Annotated in this window: 17 protein-coding genes; 10 read left to right on the top strand and 7 right to left on the bottom strand. The window is 73.6% G+C overall.

What is annotated here, in order from left to right; all coding sequences use genetic code 11:
* Nucleotides 1-44 precede the first annotated feature (44 nt).
* The 4 genes from ABWI07_RS28075 to ABWI07_RS28060 form a co-directional block, all read right to left on the bottom strand.
* Complete coding sequence (locus tag ABWI07_RS28075) at nt 45-839, bottom strand: ABC transporter permease (protein WP_353820291.1); 795 nt, start codon at nt 837-839, stop codon at nt 45-47.
* Nucleotides 836-1,603 (bottom strand): ABC transporter permease, encoded by a 768-nt coding sequence (locus tag ABWI07_RS28070; protein ID WP_149264773.1) that lies wholly within the window; start codon nt 1,601-1,603, stop codon nt 836-838. The genes ABWI07_RS28075 and ABWI07_RS28070 overlap by 4 nt, the downstream gene beginning before the upstream one ends.
* Complete coding sequence (locus ABWI07_RS28065) at nt 1,600-2,547, bottom strand: ABC transporter ATP-binding protein (RefSeq protein ID WP_149264774.1); 948 nt, start codon at nt 2,545-2,547, stop codon at nt 1,600-1,602. The genes ABWI07_RS28070 and ABWI07_RS28065 overlap by 4 nt, the downstream gene beginning before the upstream one ends.
* Nucleotides 2,548-2,615: 68 nt before the next feature.
* The gene (locus ABWI07_RS28060) at nt 2,616-5,342 is read right to left on the bottom strand and encodes an ATP-binding protein (RefSeq protein WP_353820290.1); all 2,727 of its coding nucleotides are present in this window, start codon (nt 5,340-5,342) and stop codon (nt 2,616-2,618) included.
* Between the two features lie 264 nt (nt 5,343-5,606).
* Between ABWI07_RS28060 and ABWI07_RS28055 the strand changes: the two genes are divergently transcribed.
* The gene (locus ABWI07_RS28055) at nt 5,607-7,223 is read left to right on the top strand and encodes an ABC-F family ATP-binding cassette domain-containing protein (protein ID WP_353820289.1); all 1,617 of its coding nucleotides are present in this window, start codon (nt 5,607-5,609) and stop codon (nt 7,221-7,223) included.
* Nucleotides 7,224-7,278: 55 nt separating this feature from the next.
* On the opposite strand, the gene ABWI07_RS28050 is transcribed toward ABWI07_RS28055, so the two are convergent.
* From ABWI07_RS28050 to ABWI07_RS28040, 3 genes are read right to left on the bottom strand one after another with little or no spacing between them, the layout of a single operon-like run.
* Nucleotides 7,279-8,130: an ABC transporter permease gene (locus tag ABWI07_RS28050; RefSeq protein WP_235037430.1), complete on the bottom strand. Its 852-nt coding sequence runs from the start codon at nt 8,128-8,130 to the stop codon at nt 7,279-7,281.
* Entirely contained in the window at nt 8,127-9,095 is a 969-nt protein-coding gene (locus ABWI07_RS28045; RefSeq protein ID WP_149264777.1) for an ABC transporter ATP-binding protein, read from the bottom strand. Before ABWI07_RS28045 ends, ABWI07_RS28050 begins: the two co-directional genes overlap by 4 nt.
* A complete protein-coding gene (locus tag ABWI07_RS28040) occupies nt 9,092-9,589 on the bottom strand; it encodes a MarR family winged helix-turn-helix transcriptional regulator (RefSeq protein ID WP_353820288.1) in 498 nt (165 codons plus the stop codon). Before ABWI07_RS28040 ends, ABWI07_RS28045 begins: the two co-directional genes overlap by 4 nt.
* A gap of 164 nt (nt 9,590-9,753) precedes the next feature.
* Between ABWI07_RS28040 and argC the strand changes: the two genes are divergently transcribed.
* The 9 genes from argC (at nt 9,754) to tyrS (ending at nt 19,226) form a co-directional block, all read left to right on the top strand.
* The gene (gene argC / locus ABWI07_RS28035; RefSeq protein WP_353820287.1) at nt 9,754-10,782 is read left to right on the top strand and encodes an N-acetyl-gamma-glutamyl-phosphate reductase; all 1,029 of its coding nucleotides are present in this window, start codon (nt 9,754-9,756) and stop codon (nt 10,780-10,782) included.
* Entirely contained in the window at nt 10,779-11,936 is a 1,158-nt protein-coding gene (argJ, locus tag ABWI07_RS28030; protein WP_353820286.1) for a bifunctional glutamate N-acetyltransferase/amino-acid acetyltransferase ArgJ, read from the top strand. The genes argC and argJ overlap by 4 nt, the downstream gene beginning before the upstream one ends.
* 23 nt (nt 11,937-11,959) lie before the next feature.
* Nucleotides 11,960-12,874 carry an acetylglutamate kinase gene (gene argB / locus ABWI07_RS28025; protein ID WP_149264803.1) on the top strand — a complete coding sequence of 305 codons (915 nt, stop codon included), beginning with the start codon at nt 11,960-11,962 and terminating at the stop codon, nt 12,872-12,874.
* Nucleotides 12,871-14,070 (top strand): acetylornithine transaminase, encoded by a 1,200-nt coding sequence (locus ABWI07_RS28020; RefSeq protein ID WP_353820285.1) that lies wholly within the window; start codon nt 12,871-12,873, stop codon nt 14,068-14,070. The genes argB and ABWI07_RS28020 overlap by 4 nt, the downstream gene beginning before the upstream one ends.
* Entirely contained in the window at nt 14,067-14,984 is a 918-nt protein-coding gene (gene argF / locus ABWI07_RS28015; RefSeq protein ID WP_353820284.1) for an ornithine carbamoyltransferase, read from the top strand. The genes ABWI07_RS28020 and argF overlap by 4 nt, the downstream gene beginning before the upstream one ends.
* Nucleotides 14,985-14,992: 8 nt before the next feature.
* On the top strand, nt 14,993-15,529 hold the full coding sequence (locus ABWI07_RS28010; RefSeq protein WP_149264804.1) for an arginine repressor: 537 nt from the start codon (nt 14,993-14,995) through the stop codon (nt 15,527-15,529).
* Nucleotides 15,530-15,677: 148 nt separating this feature from the next.
* The gene (argH, locus tag ABWI07_RS28005) at nt 15,678-17,096 is read left to right on the top strand and encodes an argininosuccinate lyase (RefSeq protein WP_200842439.1); all 1,419 of its coding nucleotides are present in this window, start codon (nt 15,678-15,680) and stop codon (nt 17,094-17,096) included.
* Nucleotides 17,097-17,149: 53 nt separating this feature from the next.
* Nucleotides 17,150-17,815: a DNA-3-methyladenine glycosylase gene (locus ABWI07_RS28000; protein ID WP_502912862.1), complete on the top strand. Its 666-nt coding sequence runs from the start codon at nt 17,150-17,152 to the stop codon at nt 17,813-17,815.
* Between the two features lie 133 nt (nt 17,816-17,948).
* Nucleotides 17,949-19,226, top strand: coding sequence for a tyrosine--tRNA ligase (tyrS, locus tag ABWI07_RS27995; protein WP_149264784.1), 1,278 nt, complete (start codon nt 17,949-17,951; stop codon nt 19,224-19,226).
* Nucleotides 19,227-19,717 lie beyond the last annotated feature (491 nt).

Below are 19,717 nucleotides of genomic sequence, written 5' to 3'. Positions count from 1 at the left end.
GGGCGTGCCCCGGACCCGGCGCGGGTCCGGGGCACGCCCGCGTCTCAGCCCGCGTGGCGGAGGCTCCCGTCGCGGCGGCCCGCGGAGACGAGCCGGTCCATCGAGACGGCCGCGACCGCGTACCAGCCGGCGCCCACCAGCGCCTCGATCCCGAGGAGCCCCAGGACGCGGCCGAGCGGCGCGCCGTCGAGGATGCCGCGCACCGCCTCCAGCCCGTGCACCACCGGCAGCACCTGCACCGCGATCCGCAGCGGGCCGGGCCAGAACTCCACCGGGACGTTCACACCGCCGAACGTCATGACGATCCCGTAGGCGAAGTTCAGCACCAGCCATTCGACGCCTCGCAGCCGCAATGCGATGCCGGCGAGCGCGCAGCCGTATCCGTAGCTGCCGGCGAGGATCAGCACGATGACCGGGACCGCGTACGCGGCGCGCGGCCAGGGCAGCGGGGCGCCGAGCAGCGGCGGCAGGACGACCCAGGCGACGAGCGAGCTGGTCAGCCCTGTCACCGTCCACTGCAGGCCGCGCCCCAGGTACACGGGCAGGTGCCCGGACGGTGCGATGGCCAGCAGCGGCAGCGTCCCCATGGCCCGTTCCCCGGCCAGCGAGATCACCACGATGGTGGACTCCAGGCAGGCCAGCACGACGATGTTGCCGACGAGCACGTACCGCATGGTGTCCTCGTCGCCGACGTAGCGGCCCAGCAGCGCGTAGAACGCGGCCTGGCACAGCAGCCGCACCAGCCATCCGAACGTCCACGTCTTCCACGTGTAGACGGCCCTCATCTCGGCGAACCCCAGGATCAGCGACTCCCGGGCGATCCGCAGCGCGTGCCTCATGCGAAGCCCACCGTCCCCTCCCGCCGGGTCCGGTCCACGTAGTGCCGGGTCAGCCACAGGCCCGCCGCCATCGCCGCCGCGCCCAGCGCGAGGATCGCGGCGACCGACCAGGGCCAGCCGCCCGCGTCGCCCCGGACCGCGCCGCGCAGGAGATCGGCGCTCCACGACAGGAAGACCGCCCGGCTGAGGGGGTGCAGCCAGCCGGGCAGCGCCGCGACCGGGACGAGGATGCCGCCGAGGATGTAGAAGGGGTAGCCGAGGGAGTTCTGCAGGACCTCCCGGGCCCGCGACATCACGAAGACGGCGGACATGAGGGTCGCGGTCCCGATCGTCGCGAGGCAGGTGACCGCGACCGCGAGCAGGAACAGCGCCGGGTCGGCGACCGTCAGCACCCGCCCGAACCCGAGGGCGGCCACCAGCCAGGACTCGGCGAACGCGGCCCCGCCGACGAGCACGACCGCCGCGACCCGCCCGGCCACCACCAGCGCGAGCGGGACGGGCGCGGTGAGCAGCGCGGGCATGCGCCCGGCCCAGCGGTCCTCGGCCACGATGCGCCCGGCGTAGTCGAGGGCGGCGACCCACAGCCCGATCAGCCCGGGCGCCAGCACGGCGTTGGCCGTGACGTCCGGGCGGTGCGCCGTCAGCGCCAGCATGGTCGTCGTCTGCATCGGCACGATGAGCAGGATGAGGGCGTGCTCCGGGCCGCGCCGCGACAGCGCCGCCTGGAGCGCGACGGCGTGCCACACCGCGCGGAGCGCGCTCATACCCGCATCCCCCGGTCGCCGACCGCGCGCAGGTAGACCTCTTCGAGGGTCGGCCGGCCGCGCCGCGCGGTGAGCACGTCGCGCTCCAGCAGCCAGGCCAGGACGCGGCGGGTGCCGTCCCGGTCCGCGGTGTGGGCGCGCCACGCCTCGCCGTCGCGGTGCTCGACGTCCGTGACATCCGGCAGGTCCGCGAGGGCTCCGGCGAGTGCGGCGTCGGGGTGGGTGAAGTCGACGCACTCGCGGTCGCCGAGGAACCGGCCGATCCCGGCGGGGTCGCCGGTCAGCAGCATCCGGCCGCGGTCGATGAGCGTGACCCGGTCGCAGAGCGCCGCGGCCTCGTCCATGTCGTGGGTGGCCAGCAGGAACGTGCGGCCCTCGGCGCGCAGGTCGAGCACGAGCCGGCGGAACGCGCCGGCGGCGACGGGGTCGAGCCCCGAGGTCGGCTCGTCCAGGAACAGCACGCGCGGCTCGTGCAGCAGCCCCCGCGCCAGGTGGAGCCGCTGGCGCATCCCGCGCGAGAACCTCTCCACGGGGTCGTCGGCCCGCTCGGCCAGCCCGACGCGCTCCAGCAGCGCGGCGGCGCGCCGGCGGGACGTCCGGGAGTCCAGCTTGTGGAGCGCGCCCCAGAACAGCAGGTTCCGGCGGGCGCTCAGCCGGTCGTAGAGGCCGCGGTCGCCGCCGAGCACGAGCCCGACCAGCGCCCGGACGGCGCGGGTGTCGGTCACGACGTCGTGGCCGAGGATCCGCGCCGAGCCGCCCGACGGCAGCAGCACGGTGGAGAGGATCTCGACGAGGGTGGTCTTGCCCGCGCCGTTCGGCCCGAGCAGCCCGTGGATCTCGTTCTGCGCGACGGTCAGGGTCAGGTCGTCCAGCGCGACGACGGGGTCCCGGCGCTTGCGCGCGTAGGTGCGGCGCAGGCGGGAGGTGTGCACGGCGGCTTCCATGCTCCGACGCTCGCCGTAAGGCGTGCCCGCGGGCCATAAGGAGGCGCCTTATCCGCGCGGCCGCCGGCCTAGGCCAGGCCGCGGTCGCGGGCGGCGGCGGCCGCCTCGCCGCGGGACGCGACCCCGAGCTTGGCGAGGATGTTGGAGACGTGGACGCTCGCGGTCTTGGGAGAGATGACCAGTTCCTCGGCGATCTCCCGGTTGGAGCGCCCGCGCGCCAGCAGCCGGACCACCTCCGACTCGCGGGCGGTGAGCGGGCCGCCGGACTGGCCCGCCAGGCCAGCGCGGCGGGCGCGTTCGGAGATGCGCCGGGCCAGCGGCGCCGCGCCGAGGTCGGCGGCGATCCCGGCGGCGCGGTGGAACCGTGCGGCGGCCGCCGTCCGGTCCCCGGCCGCGAGGTCGGCGCAGGCGGCGTCGAACAGCGCGCCGGCCAGCGGGTACGGCTGCTTCAGCCGTTCCCAGGCGTCGACCACCCAGTCCCAGGGGGCGGTGCCTTCGGTCAGGGCGGCCACCGCCGCCTGGTGGGCCGCCTCGACCGGGGTGGCGGCGGGCAGCCGCGCGGCGACCTCGGCCACCCGGGGAAGCGACGGTCCGCCGGCGCGGGCGGCGGCCTCCAGCAGCGGCCAGGCGTAGCAGGGCTGGACGGTCAGGCGCGGATGGCGCAGGACGGCGTCGGCGGTCGCACGGGCCGCCGGCCGGTCGTCCTCCGCCAGCCGCCACTCGATGACCATCTGGGCCAGCGGCAGCGTGGTCTGGGGGAACCCGGCGTCGAGCGGCAGGGCCAGGACTTGCGGATCGGGTTCCGGGCCCGCTCCGCGGGCGGCCAGCAGCGCGGTGCGCCAGATCATCATCTGCACGCGGAAGGCGGGGCCGTGGTGGCGGGCCAGCCGCCGCCGGAGCATGCCGGCCGCCTCGTCCCAGCGGCCGAGGCGGTACAGCGCCTCCACCTCGTTGACGGCCAGGGGCAGCCCCGCGCTGTGCGCCAGGCCCGCCTCCTCCGCGGCGGCGACGCCCTCGGCGACCGACGCCAGCGCGTCGGCGAGGCGGCCGGCGTTGAGGTGGCAGTGCGCCAGGAAGTTCAGGGCCCGGACGCGCACGCGCGCAGGGAGGCCGCGCCGCCGGAGCCGCTCCAGGGACGTGATGTCGCCGTCGCCGTCCCACGCCGCGGCGGCCGCGACCGTGACCTCCAGATCCTGGGTCATCGACGACCGGCCGAGGCGGCGGTCCAGCTCGATGCCCTCCCGGCCGAGCCGTTCCGCCTCGCGCGTCTCGCCGTAGACCAGGAGCCGGCCGCTGAGCCGCCCCAGGGCCAGGACGCGGACGGGTCCGGGCTCGGCGGCGAGCCGTTCGGCCCGCCGGAGGTCGTCCAGCTCGGCGTCGTCGCCCTGGTACCCGAGCATCAGCGCGCGGAGGGTCAGCAGCTCGGCCGCGTGCTCGTCGCCCGTCTCGTCCAGCATCCGCTGCACGAGCGGAAGGCCGCGGCCCGGGTCGCCGGCCGAACCGGCGGCCCGGGCCGCCTCCGCCATGACCTCGTGGCGGCCGAGGCCGATGCGGGACGCGGCGCCGGGGACGCGGTCCCACAGGTCGAGGACGCGTTCGAGGAGGTCCAACTGCTCGGCGTGGGCGGTGGCGGCCTTGCGCTCCCCGGCGGCCCGCCACGCGGCGGCCAGCGCCCTGGCGTGGTCGCCGCAGCCCTGCCAGTGGACGGCCAGCGCGCTCGCCGGGGCGTCGCTGAGCTCCGGCGAGCGCTCGATGGCCTCGGCGAACCGCCGGTGGAGGGCGGACCGCTCGCCGGGGAGCATGTCCTCGTGGACGGCCTCCCGGATGAGCGCGTGCCGGAACGCGTACCCGTCGCCGTCCACGACCAGCAGGCCGTGGTCGACGGCCGGGCGCAGCGCCTCGCTCAGCTCCGGTTCGGGCAGGCCGGTCACCGCGGCCAGCAGGCCGTGCCCCGCTCCGGCCCCGGCGGCGCCGACGGCCCGGAGCACCTCGCCGGTCGCCCGGGGGAGGCGGTGGACGCGCGCGAGCAGCAGGTCCCGCAGGGAACCCGGCACCGCGGTGCCGGGGCTCGCGACGATCGCCTCGACGAAGAGGGGATTGCCGCCGCCGCGCGCGTGAGCGTCCCGCACCGCCTCGGGGTCGGCGCCGCCGAGGATGCCGCACACCTGGTCGGCGACCTCGTCCGGGGTGAGGGGCGGCAGGTCCAGCCGGGCCACGTGGGGGAGGCGGGCCAGTTCGGCGAACCACGGCCGCGTGCCGGGCTCCTCGGGGCGGAAGGTGACCACCGGCAGCACCGCGGCGCGCGGCGGGTTGCGGAACAGGAACGTCAGCAGGTCGCGGGTGGAGCCGTCGGCCCAGTGGGCGTCCTCGATGACCAGCGTGACCGGTCCGGCCTCCGCCAGCCGCTCGATCAGGGTGAGGACCCGCTCGAACAGCCGCAGCCGGCCGGCGCCGTCGTCGGGCGGGGGCGTCGCGGCGGTCAGGTCGGGCATGAGCCGGGCCAGGTCCGGCAGGGCCGCCGCCGGGGTCAGCGAGACGATCGCGTCCCGCCCTGCGCTCCGAAGGACCGCGCTGAACGGGGCGTAGGGGAGGCCGGCGACACCGAGGTCGAGGCAGGCGCCGGTGAGCGTGCGCAGGTCCCGGGTGAACTCGGCGACCAGGCGCGTCTTGCCGCCGCCCGCCTCGGCGCCGACGAGCACGGCCGCGGCCTCGCCCGCGCACGCCCGCGCGTACGCCGCGCGTAACGCGCGCAGTTCCGCTGTGCGCCCGGCGAACAGCGGGCTGACGGTCCCCATCTGGACAAGCATGCCGATTCTTAACGCTACTTGTGTTGCGATAAGTCGTCCGGTAATCTGTACCGCGTCACATCGCCGCCCGGTTGGGGAGTCCATTGAGGATCTGAGGTCCGACACCGCGCAGTGGCCGCTATAGGCCCGCGCACGTGACCTCAGTGCGGACTTCTTCCCCGCCGGGCTTTTCCATGCCCGCCGGCGCGTCGCGCGATCCGCGGTGTCTCCATGCGTCCCGCACCTTCTCCCACCCATCCATGGAGGCCGCCCATGTCATTCGCCATCGTGTGCTCGGACCTGTCGTTCGCCTGGGAGGACGGCACCGTCGTGCTGGACGGGCTGGACGCCGCGTTCGGCACCGGCCGGACGGGCCTGATCGGCGTCAACGGCTCCGGCAAGTCCACCCTGCTGAAGATCATCGCCGGTGAGCTGCGTCCCGGCTCGGGCACCGTCAGCGTGGAGGGGGAGATCGGCTACCTGCCGCAGAACCTCGTCCTCGACGACACCGCCACGGTCTCGGACCTGCTCGGCATCACCGCGACCCGCGCGGCGCTGCACGCCATCGAGCGCGGCGAGGCCACGGAGGAGAACTTCACCGCGGTCGGGGACGACTGGGACGTCGAGGAGCGCGCCCGCGCCGAACTCGACCGGCTCGGCCTCGGCCATCTCGACCTGGACCGGACGGTCCCGACGCTGTCGGGCGGCGAGGCCGTGATGACCGGGCTGGCGGCCCGGTTCCTCGCCCGTCCCGACGTCCTGCTGCTCGACGAGCCGACCAACAACCTGGACCTGGACGCGCGCCACCGCCTGTACGAGGCGGTCGCGTCCTGGACGGGCGTGCTCGTCGTCGTCAGCCACGACCGGGAGCTGCTCGACCGCGTCGACGAGATCGCCGACCTGCGCGACGGCGCCGTCCGGTCCTTCGGCGGCAACCTCTCGGCCTACGAGGACCTGCTCGCCGTCGAGCGGGAGGCCGCGGAGCGGACGGTCCGGGCCGCCGAGACCGACCTGCGCCGCCAGAAGCGCGAACTGGAGGAGGCCCACGTCAAGCTCGCCCGGCGCAAGCGCTACGGCAACAAGATGCAGGAGAACAAGCGCGAGCCCAAGATCGTGATGGGCGAGCGCAAGCGGCAGGCCCAGGTCTCGGCGGGCAAGCACCGCATCATGCACGAGGAGCGGCTCGCCGACGCCCGCACGCGGCTCACCGAGGCGGAGGAGGCCGTCCGCGAGGACGCCGGGATCCGCGTCGAGCTGCCCGCCACCCGCGTCCCGGCGGGCCGGACGGTCCTGACCGTGACGGGCCTGACCGCGCCCGAGCCGGAGCCCGGGACGCTGGCGGAGCTGATCGTCCGAGGGCCGGAGCGGATCGCGCTCGTCGGGCCGAACGGCTCGGGCAAGACCACGTTCCTGCGGGCCCTCGGGGGCGACCGCGTCCCCGAGGGCACGGCGGTGAAGCTCGGGGTGGACGGCGTCCGCTACCTGCCGCAGCGGCTCGACGTCCTCGACGAGGCCCTCAGCGTCGTCGAGAACGTCCGCGTGCAGGCGCCGTCGGCGCCGCCGGCGCGGATCCGGGCGGGATTGGCGCGGTTCCTGTTCCGCGGTGCGCGGGCCGACCAGCCCGCCGGGACCCTGTCGGGCGGCGAGCGGTTCCGCGCCGTGCTGGCGTCGCTGCTGCTCGCCGAGCCCGCCCCGCAGCTGCTGCTGCTGGACGAGCCGACGAACAACCTCGACATGGCCAGCGCCGCGCAACTCGGGCAGGCGCTCGCAGCCTACGAGGGCGCGCTGGTCGTGGTCAGCCACGACGTGCCGTTCCTGCGCACGCTCGGCATCACCCGCTGGCTGCGCATGGACCGGGCGTCCGGTCTCACCGAGGTCGAGCCGATGTAGAACACGCGGCGGCCCCCGCGCGGCCGGAACCGCGCGGGGGCCGCCGAAGGGCCGGTCAGGTCAGCACGCGCTTGGTGAAGGTGCGGGTCGCCCCCCACGCCAGCAGGGCCGTCCCGCCGACGATGGCGAGCAGGAACGCCCACACCGGCATGTGCGGGATCTCCGGCGTGAGCGCGCTGCGCAGCCCCTCGCTGACGTACACCAGCGGGTTGAACAGGCTGAGGATCTGCAGCCAGCGGATGTCGTCGAGCGCCGACCACGGGTAGTAGACGCACCCGAGCATCGTCATCGGCAGCAGCACCATCGCGAACAGCACCTGGACCTTCTGCGGGTTCATCAGGGTGCCGAGCAGCAGCCCGCCGGACGCCGACATCAGCGCGCCGACCACCATCACCGCGATCAGGACCGGCCAGTTGTCCACGTGCACCTCGGGCGACTGGCCCTCGGCGTGGATGAACAGGACCGCGGGGAACACCAGCAGCCCGCCGATCAGGCCCTGGACCGCCGCCGCGATGATCTTCTGCACGGCCAGCAGCGGCACCGGCACCGGCGCCAGCGCCCGGTCCGTGATCGACTTCTGCCAGTTCAGCTCCATCATCAGCGGGAAGATCACCGCCATCATCGCCTGCATGATGATCGACGAGCCGACGAGCCCGGGCAGCAGGATGGTGGAGAACGTCGGCCCGCCGGGCCCGCCCGCCATGGCGCCGCCGCCGAGCTTCGGCAGCACGTAGGCGAACACGAACACGAACATGACCGGCTGCACCAGCACCCGGACGAACGTCGACAGGAAGTTCTTGCGCATGACGAGCGCCTCGCGCGCCATCATCGCGGCGAACGTGCGGGGCACCGTGGCCCGCGCCGGCGGCGGCGGTGCCAGAACGGCGGGGGCGGAGGTGGCGGTCACTCGCGGTAGTCCCTTCCGGTGAGGGTGAGGAAGACGGTCTCCAGGCTCGGGCGCAGCTGCGTCGCGTCGGTGACGCCCACGCCGGCGGCCGAGCCGATCGTGACGAGCTCGCCGAGGATGCCGTCGGGCTCGGCCGCGAACACGCGGACCTGGCCGTCGGTGACCTCGACCTTGCTGATGCCGGTCCGGTCGCCGAGCTTCTTGATCTCCTGCGGGGCGGGGGCGTCGTAGGTCACCGTGATGACGGTGTCGGCGCCGGCGCTGGACTTCAGCTGGTCGACAGTGCCGCTGGCGAGGACCTTGCCGTGGTCGACGACCGCGACCCGGTCGCAGAGCGCCTCGGCCTCCTCCATGTAGTGGGTGGTGAGGACGATCGTCTGCCCGCCCGCCTGCAGCCCCCGCAGCACCTCCCAGAGGTTGGTGCGGGTCTGCGGGTCGAGGCCGGCGGTCGGCTCGTCCAGGAACAGCACCTCGGGGCCGTGCATGAGGGCGCGGCAGATCATCACGCGCTTGGCCTGCCCGCCGGAGATCTCGAACGGGTTGCCGCCGCGCTGCTCGGTCAGCCCGAACAGCTCCAGCAGCTCGGCGGCGCGCTTGCGGGCGTCCCGCGCGCCGAGCCCGAAGTACCGGCCGCGGAACTCCAGGTTCTCGGCGACGGTGAGCTCGTTGTCGAGGGTGTTGTTCTGCGAGACCACGCCGATGCGGCGCTTGATCTCGACGGCGTCCTTCACCACGTCCAGGCCGGACACCTGGGCGCTGCCGCCGGTCGGGACGACGAGCGTGGTGAGCATGCCGATCGTGGTCGACTTGCCCGCGCCGTTCGGGCCGAGCAGGCCGAAGAACTCGCCGCGCGGGACGTCCAGGTCGATGCCCTGGACGGCGGGCACCGCGGGGCGCGGTCCGGACGCGGGATAGGTCTTCCTCAAGTCGACCGTGCGAACGGCGGTTTCGGGGGGATTGGTCACGCGCCGTCTCCCTTCGCTTCCTCGTCGGGGGAGTAGTTCTCGAATTTCTGGATCAGCCTGAGCAGGAACCGGCGGACGGCCGCCTCGTCGTCCTCGTCGACGACGTCGTAGAGGCGGGAGAGCTCGCGGCCGATGGGGCCGGACTTCTCGGCCAGGAACCGCCGGCCGGAGTCGGTGATGAGCAGCATCACGCCGCGCCGGTCCCGGTAGGAGCGCTCGCGCCGCACGTGCCCGTTGCGCTCCAGCGTGTCGACGACCGAGGTGACCGTGGCGGGGGTGACCATCAGGCGCTTGGCGACCTCCCCGGGGCGCAGGCCGTCCTCGACGATGAGCAGGCGCAGCAGGAAGAAGCCCGCCGGGCTGATGCCGTGCCGCTCGATGATGCGCCACACGATCGGGCCCGACAGCCGTGAGGCGGCGCCGAAGAGCCGCCCGACCGGCCACTCCTCCACGGGACCGAACAACTTGAGGTCCTCTAGGCCGTGGTTCTCCATGCGAGTGATGTTAGGGCACTGATGTTTAGGGAGGAAATCATTAGATGCCTAAGTACTTGCCCTGTGGCGCTTGTCTCAGCGGTGTGAAAGACGTAACCCGTCGTTGAATAGACATCCAGTCTCATGCATACTCTTGCTTACTGTTATCGAAGGGCAGAGTGGACATGGGAATCCGGACGGCGGTCGCCGGCGCCAGCGGCTACGCGGGCGGCGAGGTGCTGCGCATCCTGGCGGGACATCCAGAGTTCGAGATCGGCGCGCTGACGGCGGGCGCCAACGCGGGCGCCGAGCTCGGCGCGCACCAGCCCCACCTGCGATCCCTGGCCGGGCGCGTCCTGGAGGAGACCACCCCCGGCACGCTCTCAGGCCACGACGTGGTGTTCCTGGCCCTGCCGCACGGCCGGTCCGGGCCGCTCGCCGAGCAGCTCGGCGAGGACGTCCTGGTCATCGACTGCGGCGCCGACCACCGGCTCGCCGACCCCGCCGACTGGGAGAAGTTCTACGGCACGCCCCACGCGGGCACCTGGCCCTACGGCCTGCCCGAACTGCCCGGCCACCGGGACGCGCTGCGCTCCGCCAGGCGCGTCGCCGTGCCCGGCTGCTACCCGACGGCCGTCTCGCTCGCGATGTTCCCGGCGCTCGCCGCCGGCCTCGCAGAACCCGACGTCGTCGTGGTGGCGGCGTCGGGCACCTCCGGGGCCGGGCGGGCCCTCAAGCCCCATCTGCTGGGCAGCGAGGTGATGGGCTCGGTGTCCGCCTACGCCGCCGGCGGCACGCATAGGCATACGCCCGAGATGATCCAGAACCTGAGCGCGGCGGCGGGCGAGCCGGTCACGGTCTCCTTCACCCCGACGCTCGCGCCGATGAGCCGCGGCATCCTCGCCACCTGCACCGCGAAGCTGCGTCCCGGCGTCACCGCCGCCGCGCTGCGCGCCGCCTACGAGGAGGCCTACGCGGGCGAGCCGTTCCTCGGGCTGCTGCCGGAGGGGCAGTGGCCCGCCACCTCCATGACCCTCGGCGCGAACACCGTCCTCGTCCAGGTCGCGCTGGACGAGGCGGCCGGGCGCGTCGTCGTGGTCGCCGCCGTCGACAACCTCACCAAGGGCACCGCGGGCGGCGCGGTGCAGAGCGCCAACCTCGCCCTCGGCCTCCCGGAAGAACTCGGGCTGACCACGATCGGAGTGTCCCCTTGAGCGTCACCGCCCCCCGGGGTTTCCGCGCCGCCGGCGTCGTCGCCGGGCTGAAGGACAGCGGCAACCGCGACCTGGCCCTCGTCGTCAACGACGGTCCGTCCCGCGCGGCCGCCGGCGTCTTCACCCGCAACCGGGTGCGGGCCGCGCCCGTCCTGTGGTCGGAGCAGGTCCTCAAGGGCGCCCGCGTCCGCGCCGTCGTGCTGAACGCGGGCGGCGCCAACGCCTGCACCGGCGCCCCCGGCTTCCAGGACACCCACGCCACCGCCGAGAAGGCCGCCGAGCTGCTGGACGACTCGGCCGGCGAGATCGCCGTCTGCTCCACCGGGCTGATCGGCGAGCGGCTGCCGATGGACCTGCTGCTGCCCGGCGTCGAGAAGGCCGCCGCCGAGCTGTCGCGCGGCGACGGCGGGCTCGCCGCCGCCGACGCGATCCGCACCACCGACACCGTCGCCAAGATCTCGTTCCGGCAGGGCGCCGGCGGCTACATGATCGGCGCGATGGCGAAGGGCGCGGGCATGCTCGCCCCCTCCCTGGCCACCATGCTCTGCGTCGTCACCACCGACGCCGACCTGCCCGCGGAAACGCTCGACCGGGCGCTGCGCGCGGCCACCGGCGTCACGCTCGACCGGCTCGACTCCGACGGGTGCATGTCCACCAACGACACCGTGCTGCTGCTGGCGTCGGGCGCAGCCGAGGTCGTCCCGGACGAGGAGGAGTTCACCGCGCTGCTCACCGAGGTGTGCGGCGACCTCACCCGGCAGCTGCTCGTGGACGCCGAGGGCGCGTCCAAGGCCATCGCGATCGAGGTCGTCGGCGCCGCGTCCGAGGACGACGCGGTCACCGTCGGGCGCTCCGTCGCCCGCAACAACCTGCTCAAGTGCGCGATCCACGGCGAGGACCCCAACTGGGGCCGGGTGCTGTCGGCCGTCGGCACCACCGACGCGGTGTTCGAGCCCGACCACCTCAACGTCGCGATCAACGGCGTGTGGGTGTGCCGGAACGGCTCGTTCGGCGACGACCGCGACAAGGTCGACCTGCGCCCCCGCGACGTGACGATCACCGTCGACCTGTCCGCGGGCCCGCACAGCGCCACCGTCTGGACCACCGACCTCACGGCCGACTACGTCCACGAGAACTCGGCGTACTCGACATGAGCGCGGTGACCTCGGGCGCGGAGATGCGCAAGAACCGGCTGGGCGTCATGAGCAAGGCCGAGACCCTGATCAAGGCCCTGCCGTGGCTGGAGCGGTTCCACGGCACGACCGTCGTGATCAAGTACGGCGGGCACGCCATGACCGACGAGGAGCTGCGCCACTCCTTCGCCGAGGACGTGGTGTTCCTGCGCTACGCGGGGCTGAAGCCCGTGATCGTGCACGGCGGCGGCCCGCAGATCAACGCGGCGCTGGCCCGCAACGGCATCGACTCGACGTTCACCGCCGGCCTGCGGGTCACCACCCCGGAGGCCATGGAGGTCGTCCGGATGGTGCTGACCGGGCAGGTGCAGCGCGACGTCGTCGGGCTGATCAACCGGCACGGCCCGTTCGCGGTCGGCATGTCCGGCGAGGACGCGAACCTGTTCACCGCCGAGCGCAAGCGGGCGGTCGTGGACGGCGCGCCCGTCGACATCGGCCAGGTCGGCGAGATCGTCGAGGTGCAGGTCGGGGCCGTGCGGGCGCTGCTGGACGACGGCCGCGTCCCGGTGGTCTCCAGCATCGCGCGCGGCGACGACGGCGAGGTCTACAACGTCAACGCCGACACCGCCGCCGCCGCGCTGGCCGTCGCGCTCGACGCGGCGAAGCTCGTCGTCCTCACCGACGTCGAGGGCCTCTACGCCGACTGGCCCGACAGCGACGACGTCATCGACAGGCTCACCACCGACGAGCTGGCCGTGCTGCTGCCGGACCTGTCGGCGGGGATGGTGCCCAAGATGGAGGCCTGCCTCGCGGCCGTGCGCGGCGGCGTCCCGCAGGCCCACGTCCTGGACGGCCGGGTCCTGCACTCGCTGCTGCTGGAGATCTTCACCGACGAAGGGATCGGAACGATGGTGCTGCCCAGCCCTCCGGGAGCGACCGGGGCGGAGGAGACCTCATGAGCGATCTCAGGGAGCGGTTCGAGGCGGCGTTCATGCCGAACTACGGCGTCCCGCCCGTGGCGCTCGCGCGCGGCGAGGGCTGCCGGGTGTGGGACACCGACGGCCGCGAGTACCTCGACCTCATCGCGGGGATCGCGGTCAGCTCGCTCGGGCACGGCCACCCCGCGCTCGTCGAGGCGGTGGCGTCCCAGGCCGCGACCATCGCGCACACGTCCAACCTCTTCCTGCACGAGCCGGAGGTGCTGCTCGCCGAGCGGCTGCGGGAACTGCTGGGCGGCGACGGCAAGGTGTTCCTGGCCAACAGCGGCACCGAGGCGAACGAGTGCGCGCTCAAGCTCGCCCTCAAGTACGGGAAGGCGAACGGGCGCCCGTACGTCGTCGCGGCCGAGGACGGCTTCCACGGCCGGACGCTCGGCGCGCTGAGCCTGACCGGCAAGGCCGCGATCCGGGAGCCGTTCGGGCCGTTCGGCATCGACGTCCGCTTCGTCCCGTACGGGGACGCGGGCGCGCTCGAGGCCGCGGTGGACGAGCACTGCGCGGCGGTGTTCCTGGAGCCCACCCAGGGCGAGGCCGGGGTCGTCCCGCCGCCGGACGGCTACTTCGCCGCCGTCCGCCGGATCTGCGACGCGGCGGGCGCGCTGTTCGTCGCCGACGAGATCCAGTCCGCGATCGGCCGCACCGGCACCTGGTTCGCCTTCGAGCACGAGGACGCCAGGCCCGACGTCCTCACCCTCGCCAAGGGCCTCGGCGGCGGCCTGCCGATCGGGGCGTGCGTCGCGTTCGGCCCGCACGGCGACCTGTTCGCCAAGGGCGACCACGGCAGCACGTTCGGCGGCAACCCGGTCGCCGCGGCGGCGGCCCTCGCCGTCCTCACCACCATCGAGAAGGACGGCCTGCTCGCCCACGCCGCCTCCGTGGGGGAGTCCCTCGCCGCCGGGCTCGACGCCGTCGACCACCCGCTGCTCGCGGGCGTGCGGGGCCGCGGGCTGTGGCTGGCGACCGTGCTGACCGGGCCGCACGCGGCCGCGGTGGAGGCCGCCGCCCGCGACGCGGGCTTCCTGGTCAACGCGCTCCGGCCGGACGCGGTGCGCCTCGCGCCGCCGCTGGTCCTGACCGCCGAGCAGGCGGACTCGTTCACCGAGGCGTTCCCCGGTATCCTCGACGCCGCCGCCACCGAGCAGGAGAAGCGACCGTGACCAGGCACTTTCTGCGGGACGACGACCTCACCCCCGGCGAGCAGGCCGAAGTCCTCGACCTCGCCGCGCAGGTGAAGAAGGACCGCTTCGGCCACCGGCCGCTGGAGGGCCCGCGCTCGGTGGCCGTGCTGTTCGACAAGCCGTCCACGCGGACCCGGCTGTCGTTCGCCGTCGGCATCGCCGAGCTCGGCGGCAACCCCCTGGTGATGGACGCGGGAACGAGCCAGCTCGGCCGCGGCGAGACCATCGCCGACACCGCCCGCGTCCTCGAACGCCAGGTCAGCGCCATCGTGTGGCGCACGGCCGGGCAGGAGCGCATCGAGGAGATGGCCGCCGGCACCGCGGTCCCGGTCGTCAACGCCCTCACCGACGAGTTCCACCCCTGCCAGATCCTCGCCGATCTCCAGACGGTCCGGGAGGCCAAGGGCGGCCTCGCCGGCGCCACCCTCGCCTACTTCGGTGACGGCGCCAACAACATGGCGCACTCCTACCTGCTCGGCGGAGCCACCGCGGGGATGCACGTCCGGATCGGCACCCCCGCCTCCCTGCCGCCCGACCCCGCGGTCGTCGCGCGCGCGACGGAGATCGCGGCCGCGACCGGCGGGTCCGTGACGGTCACCGCCGACGCCGCCGCGGCCGCCGCGGGAGCCGACGTCCTCGCCACCGACACGTGGGTGTCGATGGGCCAGGACGGCAAGGACACCTCGCTGTACGAGCCGTACTCGGTGACCGAGGGGCTGCTCGCACTCGCCGACCCCGAAGCGATCGTGCTGCACTGCCTGCCCGCCTACCGCGGCAAGGAGATCGCCGCCTCCGTCCTCGACGGCCCGCGGAGCCGGGTCTGGGACGAGGCCGAGAACCGGCTGCACGCGCAGAAGGCGCTGCTCGTGTGGCTCCTGGAGCGCTCCCGGTGACGACCCCCATGACCAAGGCCGCGCGGCACGCCCGGGTGATCGAGCTGCTGACCCGGCACCCCGTCCACTCGCAGGGGGAGCTCGCGAAGCTCCTCGGGGACGAGGGCGTCGAGGTCACCCAGGCCACGCTGTCCCGCGACCTGGTCGAGATCGGCGCGGTGAAGCTGCGCGCCGACGACGGCAGCCTGATCTACGCCGTCCCGGGCGAGGGCGGCGAGCGGATCCGCCGCGCCCGCACCGGCGCCGCCGAGACCTTCACCGGGCGGCTCTCCCGGCTCGCCGCCGAGCTGCTGGTGTCGGCCGAGGCGTCGGCGAACCTGGTCATGGTGCGGACCCCGCCGGGCGCGGCCCAGTACCTGGCCTCGGCGATCGACCACGCCGAGTGGCCGTCCATCCTCGGCACCGTCGCGGGCGACGACTCCATCCTCGTCATCGCCCGCGACCCCGACGGCGGGGAGGACGTCGCCCAGGCGCTGCTGCGGCTGACCAGTACGCGCGAGCGACGAACCCAGGGGCCGGGAGGCCCCGTTCACGACCCGTCCTGACCCGCGGGACGCGGCGGATTCGCCGTACGCTGTTGCGGACGCCGGCGCCGCGGCGTCCGGCGGGTGCGTCCGTTCCGTACCCGTGCGGGGCGGCGTGGTGAGATGGCAGTTGACCGAACGACCAGTGGTGGGAAGAAGAGGATTCTCCGTGACCAAGGCACCGACGCGGCTGTGGGGCGGCCGGTTCGAAGGCGGCCCGTCGGACGCGCTCGCGCGGCTCTCGGTGAGCGTCCAGTTCGACTGGCGGCTCGCCCCCTACGACCTGATGGGATCGCGCGCGCACGCACGCGTCCTCAACCGGGCGGGCCTGCTCACCGACGACGAGCTCGAGCGCATGATCGGTGCCCTGGACGACCTGGAGGAGGCGTGCCGGAGCGGCGAGTTCCGGCCCACGGTCGCCGACGAGGACGTCCACACCGCCCTTGAGCGCGGCCTGCTGGAGCGCCTCGGCGCCCTCGGCGGCAAGCTGCGCGCCGGCCGCAGCCGCAACGACCAGGTCGCCACCGACCTGCGCCTGTACCTGCGCGACCACGTCCGGCAGATCGTGTCGCGGCTGGTCGAGCTGGAGACCGCGCTCATCGCGCAGGCCGAGCACAACCTCGGCGTCGCCGCGCCCGGCATGACCCACCTGCAGCACGCCCAGCCCGTGCTGTTCTCGCACCAGCTCCTCGCGCACGTCCAGCCGCTCACCCGCGACATCGACCGGCTGCGCGACTGGGACCGCCGCGCCGCCGTGTCCCCGCTCGGCTCCGGCGCCCTCGCCGGCTCCTCCCTGCCGCTCGACCCGCAGGCCACCGCCGCCGAGCTCGGCTTCGACGCCGCCGCGCCCAACTCCATGGACGCCGTCGCCGACCGCGACTTCGTCGCCGAGTTCCTCTTCGCGGCCGCCCTGATCGGCGTGCACCTCTCCCGCCTCGGCGAGGAGGTCTGCCTGTGGGCCTCGCAGGAGTTCCGCTGGATCGAGATGGATGACACCTACGCCACCGGGTCGTCGATCATGCCCCAGAAGAAGAACCCCGACGTCGCCGAGCTGGCGCGCGGCAAGGCCGGCCGCCTCATCGGGCACCTCGTCGGCCTGCTCACCACTCTGAAGGGCCTCCCGCTCACCTACAACCGCGACCTGCAGGAGGACAAGGAGGGCGCGTTCGACGCCGTCGAGACGCTGCTGCTCGTGCTGCCCGCCATGTCCGGGCTCATCGCGACCATGCGGGTCAACACCGAGCGGCTGGAGGCTCTCGCCCCGGACGGCTTCGCCCTCGCCACCGACCTCGCCGAACTTCTCGTCCGGCGCGGCGTGGCGTTCCGCGACGCCCACGAGGTCGTCGGGCACCTCGTCGTCTGGTGCCAGGTCAACGACAAGGACTTCGACGACCTCACCGACGAGGAGCTCGGCAAGGTGTCGCCGCACCTGACGCCGGACGTCCGCGAGGTGCTGAACGTCCAGGGCGCCCTCGCGTCCCGCAAGGCCTACGGGGGGACGGCGCCCGACCGCGTCCGCGAGCAGATCGGCGCCCTGCGCACGCTCGTCAACGGCCACGCCGCCTGGGCCGCCGGCTCGGACTCCTGAACCGGAGAGGGGCGGCCGCCCTGGTGCAGGCCGCCCCCTAGGCTGGTCGATCGGTGAGGCTTTCCCTAGACCACGGTGAGGCGATGGACGCGGCGGTGCTGCCCAGGGAGTTCTTCGACGGCCCGGTGGAGGAGGTCGCGCCCGCGCTGCTCGGGCACGTGATCAGCCACCGCACCCCGGAGGGGGAGGTGGCCGCCCGGCTCACCGAGGTGGAGGCGTACGCGGGCCAGCTGGACCCGGCGTCCCACGCCTACCGGGGGCGGACCCCTCGCAACGAGGTCATGTTCGGGCCGCCCGGGCACGTCTACGTCTACTTCACCTACGGCATGCACTTCTGCATGAACCTCGTGTGCGGACCGGACGGAACGTCCATGGCGGTGCTGCTCCGCGCCGGCGAGATCATCGAGGGTGAGGACATCGCCCGGGCGCGCCGTCCCCGCTCGACCGTCCGCGACCTGGCCCGCGGCCCGGCCCGGCTCTGCCAGGCCCTCGGCGTCGCCCGCGAGCAGAACGGCCTGGACGTGTGCACGCCGGGCGGGGAGATGACGGTCCTCAGGGGCGAGCCCGCCGACCCGGACCTGATCCGAAACGGGCCCCGCACCGGGGTCAACGGTGCCAAGGAGGTCCCGTGGCGGTTCTGGATCGACGGCGACCCGACCGTCTCCCCGTACCGCCCGCACGTCCCGAGGCAGCGCAGGAACATCACCGCGGGCAAGTGACCCGGCCGCGGTCGCTGCCGCGGTCGGCCGGTACCCGCCCCACCGGGGCGGACGTTGAATATCGTTGGCGTGACAGCCGCCCGCCGGTGCAGGGTGGTGGGCACAGGAAAGCAAGCCGGAGACGAGGGAGACCGTGACCGACATTTTGGATGATCTCGCGTGGCGCGGCCTGATCGCGCAGTCCACCGACCTGGACGAACTGCGGGCGCTGCTCGCCGCGGGACCGGTCACCCTCTATTGCGGCTTCGACCCGACGGCGCCCTCGCTGCACCTCGGCAACCTGATCCAGATCCTCACGCTGCGCCGCTTCCAGAAGGCCGGCCACCGGCCGATCGGCCTGGTCGGCGGCGCCACGGGGCTGATCGGCGACCCGAGCGGCAAGAGCGCCGAGCGCGTCCTGAACTCGGAGGAGACCGTCGCCGGGTGGGTCGAGCGGGTCCGCGGCCAGGTGTCGAAGTTCCTCGACTTCGACGAGGGCCCGACCGCCGCGACCATGGTGAGCAACCTCGACTGGACCGGCCCCATGTCGGCCGTCGAGTTCCTGCGCGACATCGGCAAGCACTTCCCGGTCAACCGGATGCTCGCCCGGGAGACGGTCAAGGCCCGGCTCGACACCACCGGGATGAGCTACACCGAGTTCAGCTACGTCCTGCTCCAGTCCATGGACTTCCTTGAGCTGTACCGGCGCCACGGGTGCCGGCTGCAGACCGGCGGCAGCGACCAGTGGGGCAACCTCACCGCGGGCGTCGACCTGATCCGGCGCGTCGAGGGGGGCAGCGCGCACGCGCTCACCACGCCGCTGCTGACCAAGGCGGACGGGTCCAAGTTCGGCAAGACCGCGGGCGGCGAGACCTACTGGCTCGACCCCGAGCTGACGTCGCCGTACGCGTTCTACCAGTTCTGGATCAACGCCGACGACCGGGACGTGGAGAAGTTCCTGAAGTTCTTCAGCTTCCGTCCCCGCGAGGAGATCGAGGACCTGGTCAAGCAGGGAGCCGACCGGCCGGCCGCGCGGGCCCCGCAGCGGGCGCTCGCCGAGGAGATGACCACGCTCGTGCACGGCGCGGACGAGACCGCCCGGGTCATCGCGGCGTCCCGCGCCCTGTTCGGGCAGGGGTCCCTGGAGGAGCTGGACGAGCGGACGCTGCAAGCCGCCCTCTCCGAGGTGCCCCGCACGGAGGTGCCGGCGGGAGAGCTGCCCTCCGTGGTGGATCTTCTGGCGGCGTCGGGGCTGTGCAAGAGCAAGTCGGAGGCCCGCCGCGCCATCGCCCAGGGCGGCGCCTACCTCAACAACGCGAAGGTCGAGTCGGAGGAGGCCGTACCGGCGGCCACCGACCTGCTGCACGGCCGGTTCCTCGTCCTGCGGCGCGGCAAGCGCAACGTGGGCGGCGTCGAGGTGACCGCCTCCTGACGTGCCCTCCGACCGCCCGTCCGGAACCGCTCCGGGCGGGCGGTCGCCATGAGGAGGGCAAACTTCGGTAGATACACGTCACAGTGCGGTTACGACGGCCCCGCACGGGCATGGTTTGAAGACTGAAAACAGTAGATGACCTGGGGATACATCGTCCGCCGGGGCTGATTTGACGCTCCTGGCGGCGGGACCTAATGTTCTACACGCCCCACGGGGGAGCGGGACGCCGACAGGCGGCCGGCCCCGGGGGAAACCCTCTACAGCCCGAAGCGGGTGAGCCATGGCTTGCCCAAAATGGACTTATGAGGTCGAACCGCCCGAAGTTGAATAAATCAGGACGGATTGGGTACGATTGAAGGGTTGCCCCGGAGCCGGGGTCCGCGGGAGCGGGGTTCGGCGCGGTGGGTGTCCGTTTCTTGAGAACTCAACAGCGTGTTAAAAGCCAGTGCCTTTATCGGCTCGGTCGATTGTTCGGCCGGGTCGCCCCGTGC

The organism is Actinomadura sp. NPDC000600, from assembly GCF_040492135.1.
Taxonomy (GTDB): Bacteria; Actinomycetota; Actinomycetes; order Streptosporangiales; family Streptosporangiaceae; genus Spirillospora.
This window is presented reverse-complemented; position numbering and strand designations above follow the sequence as displayed.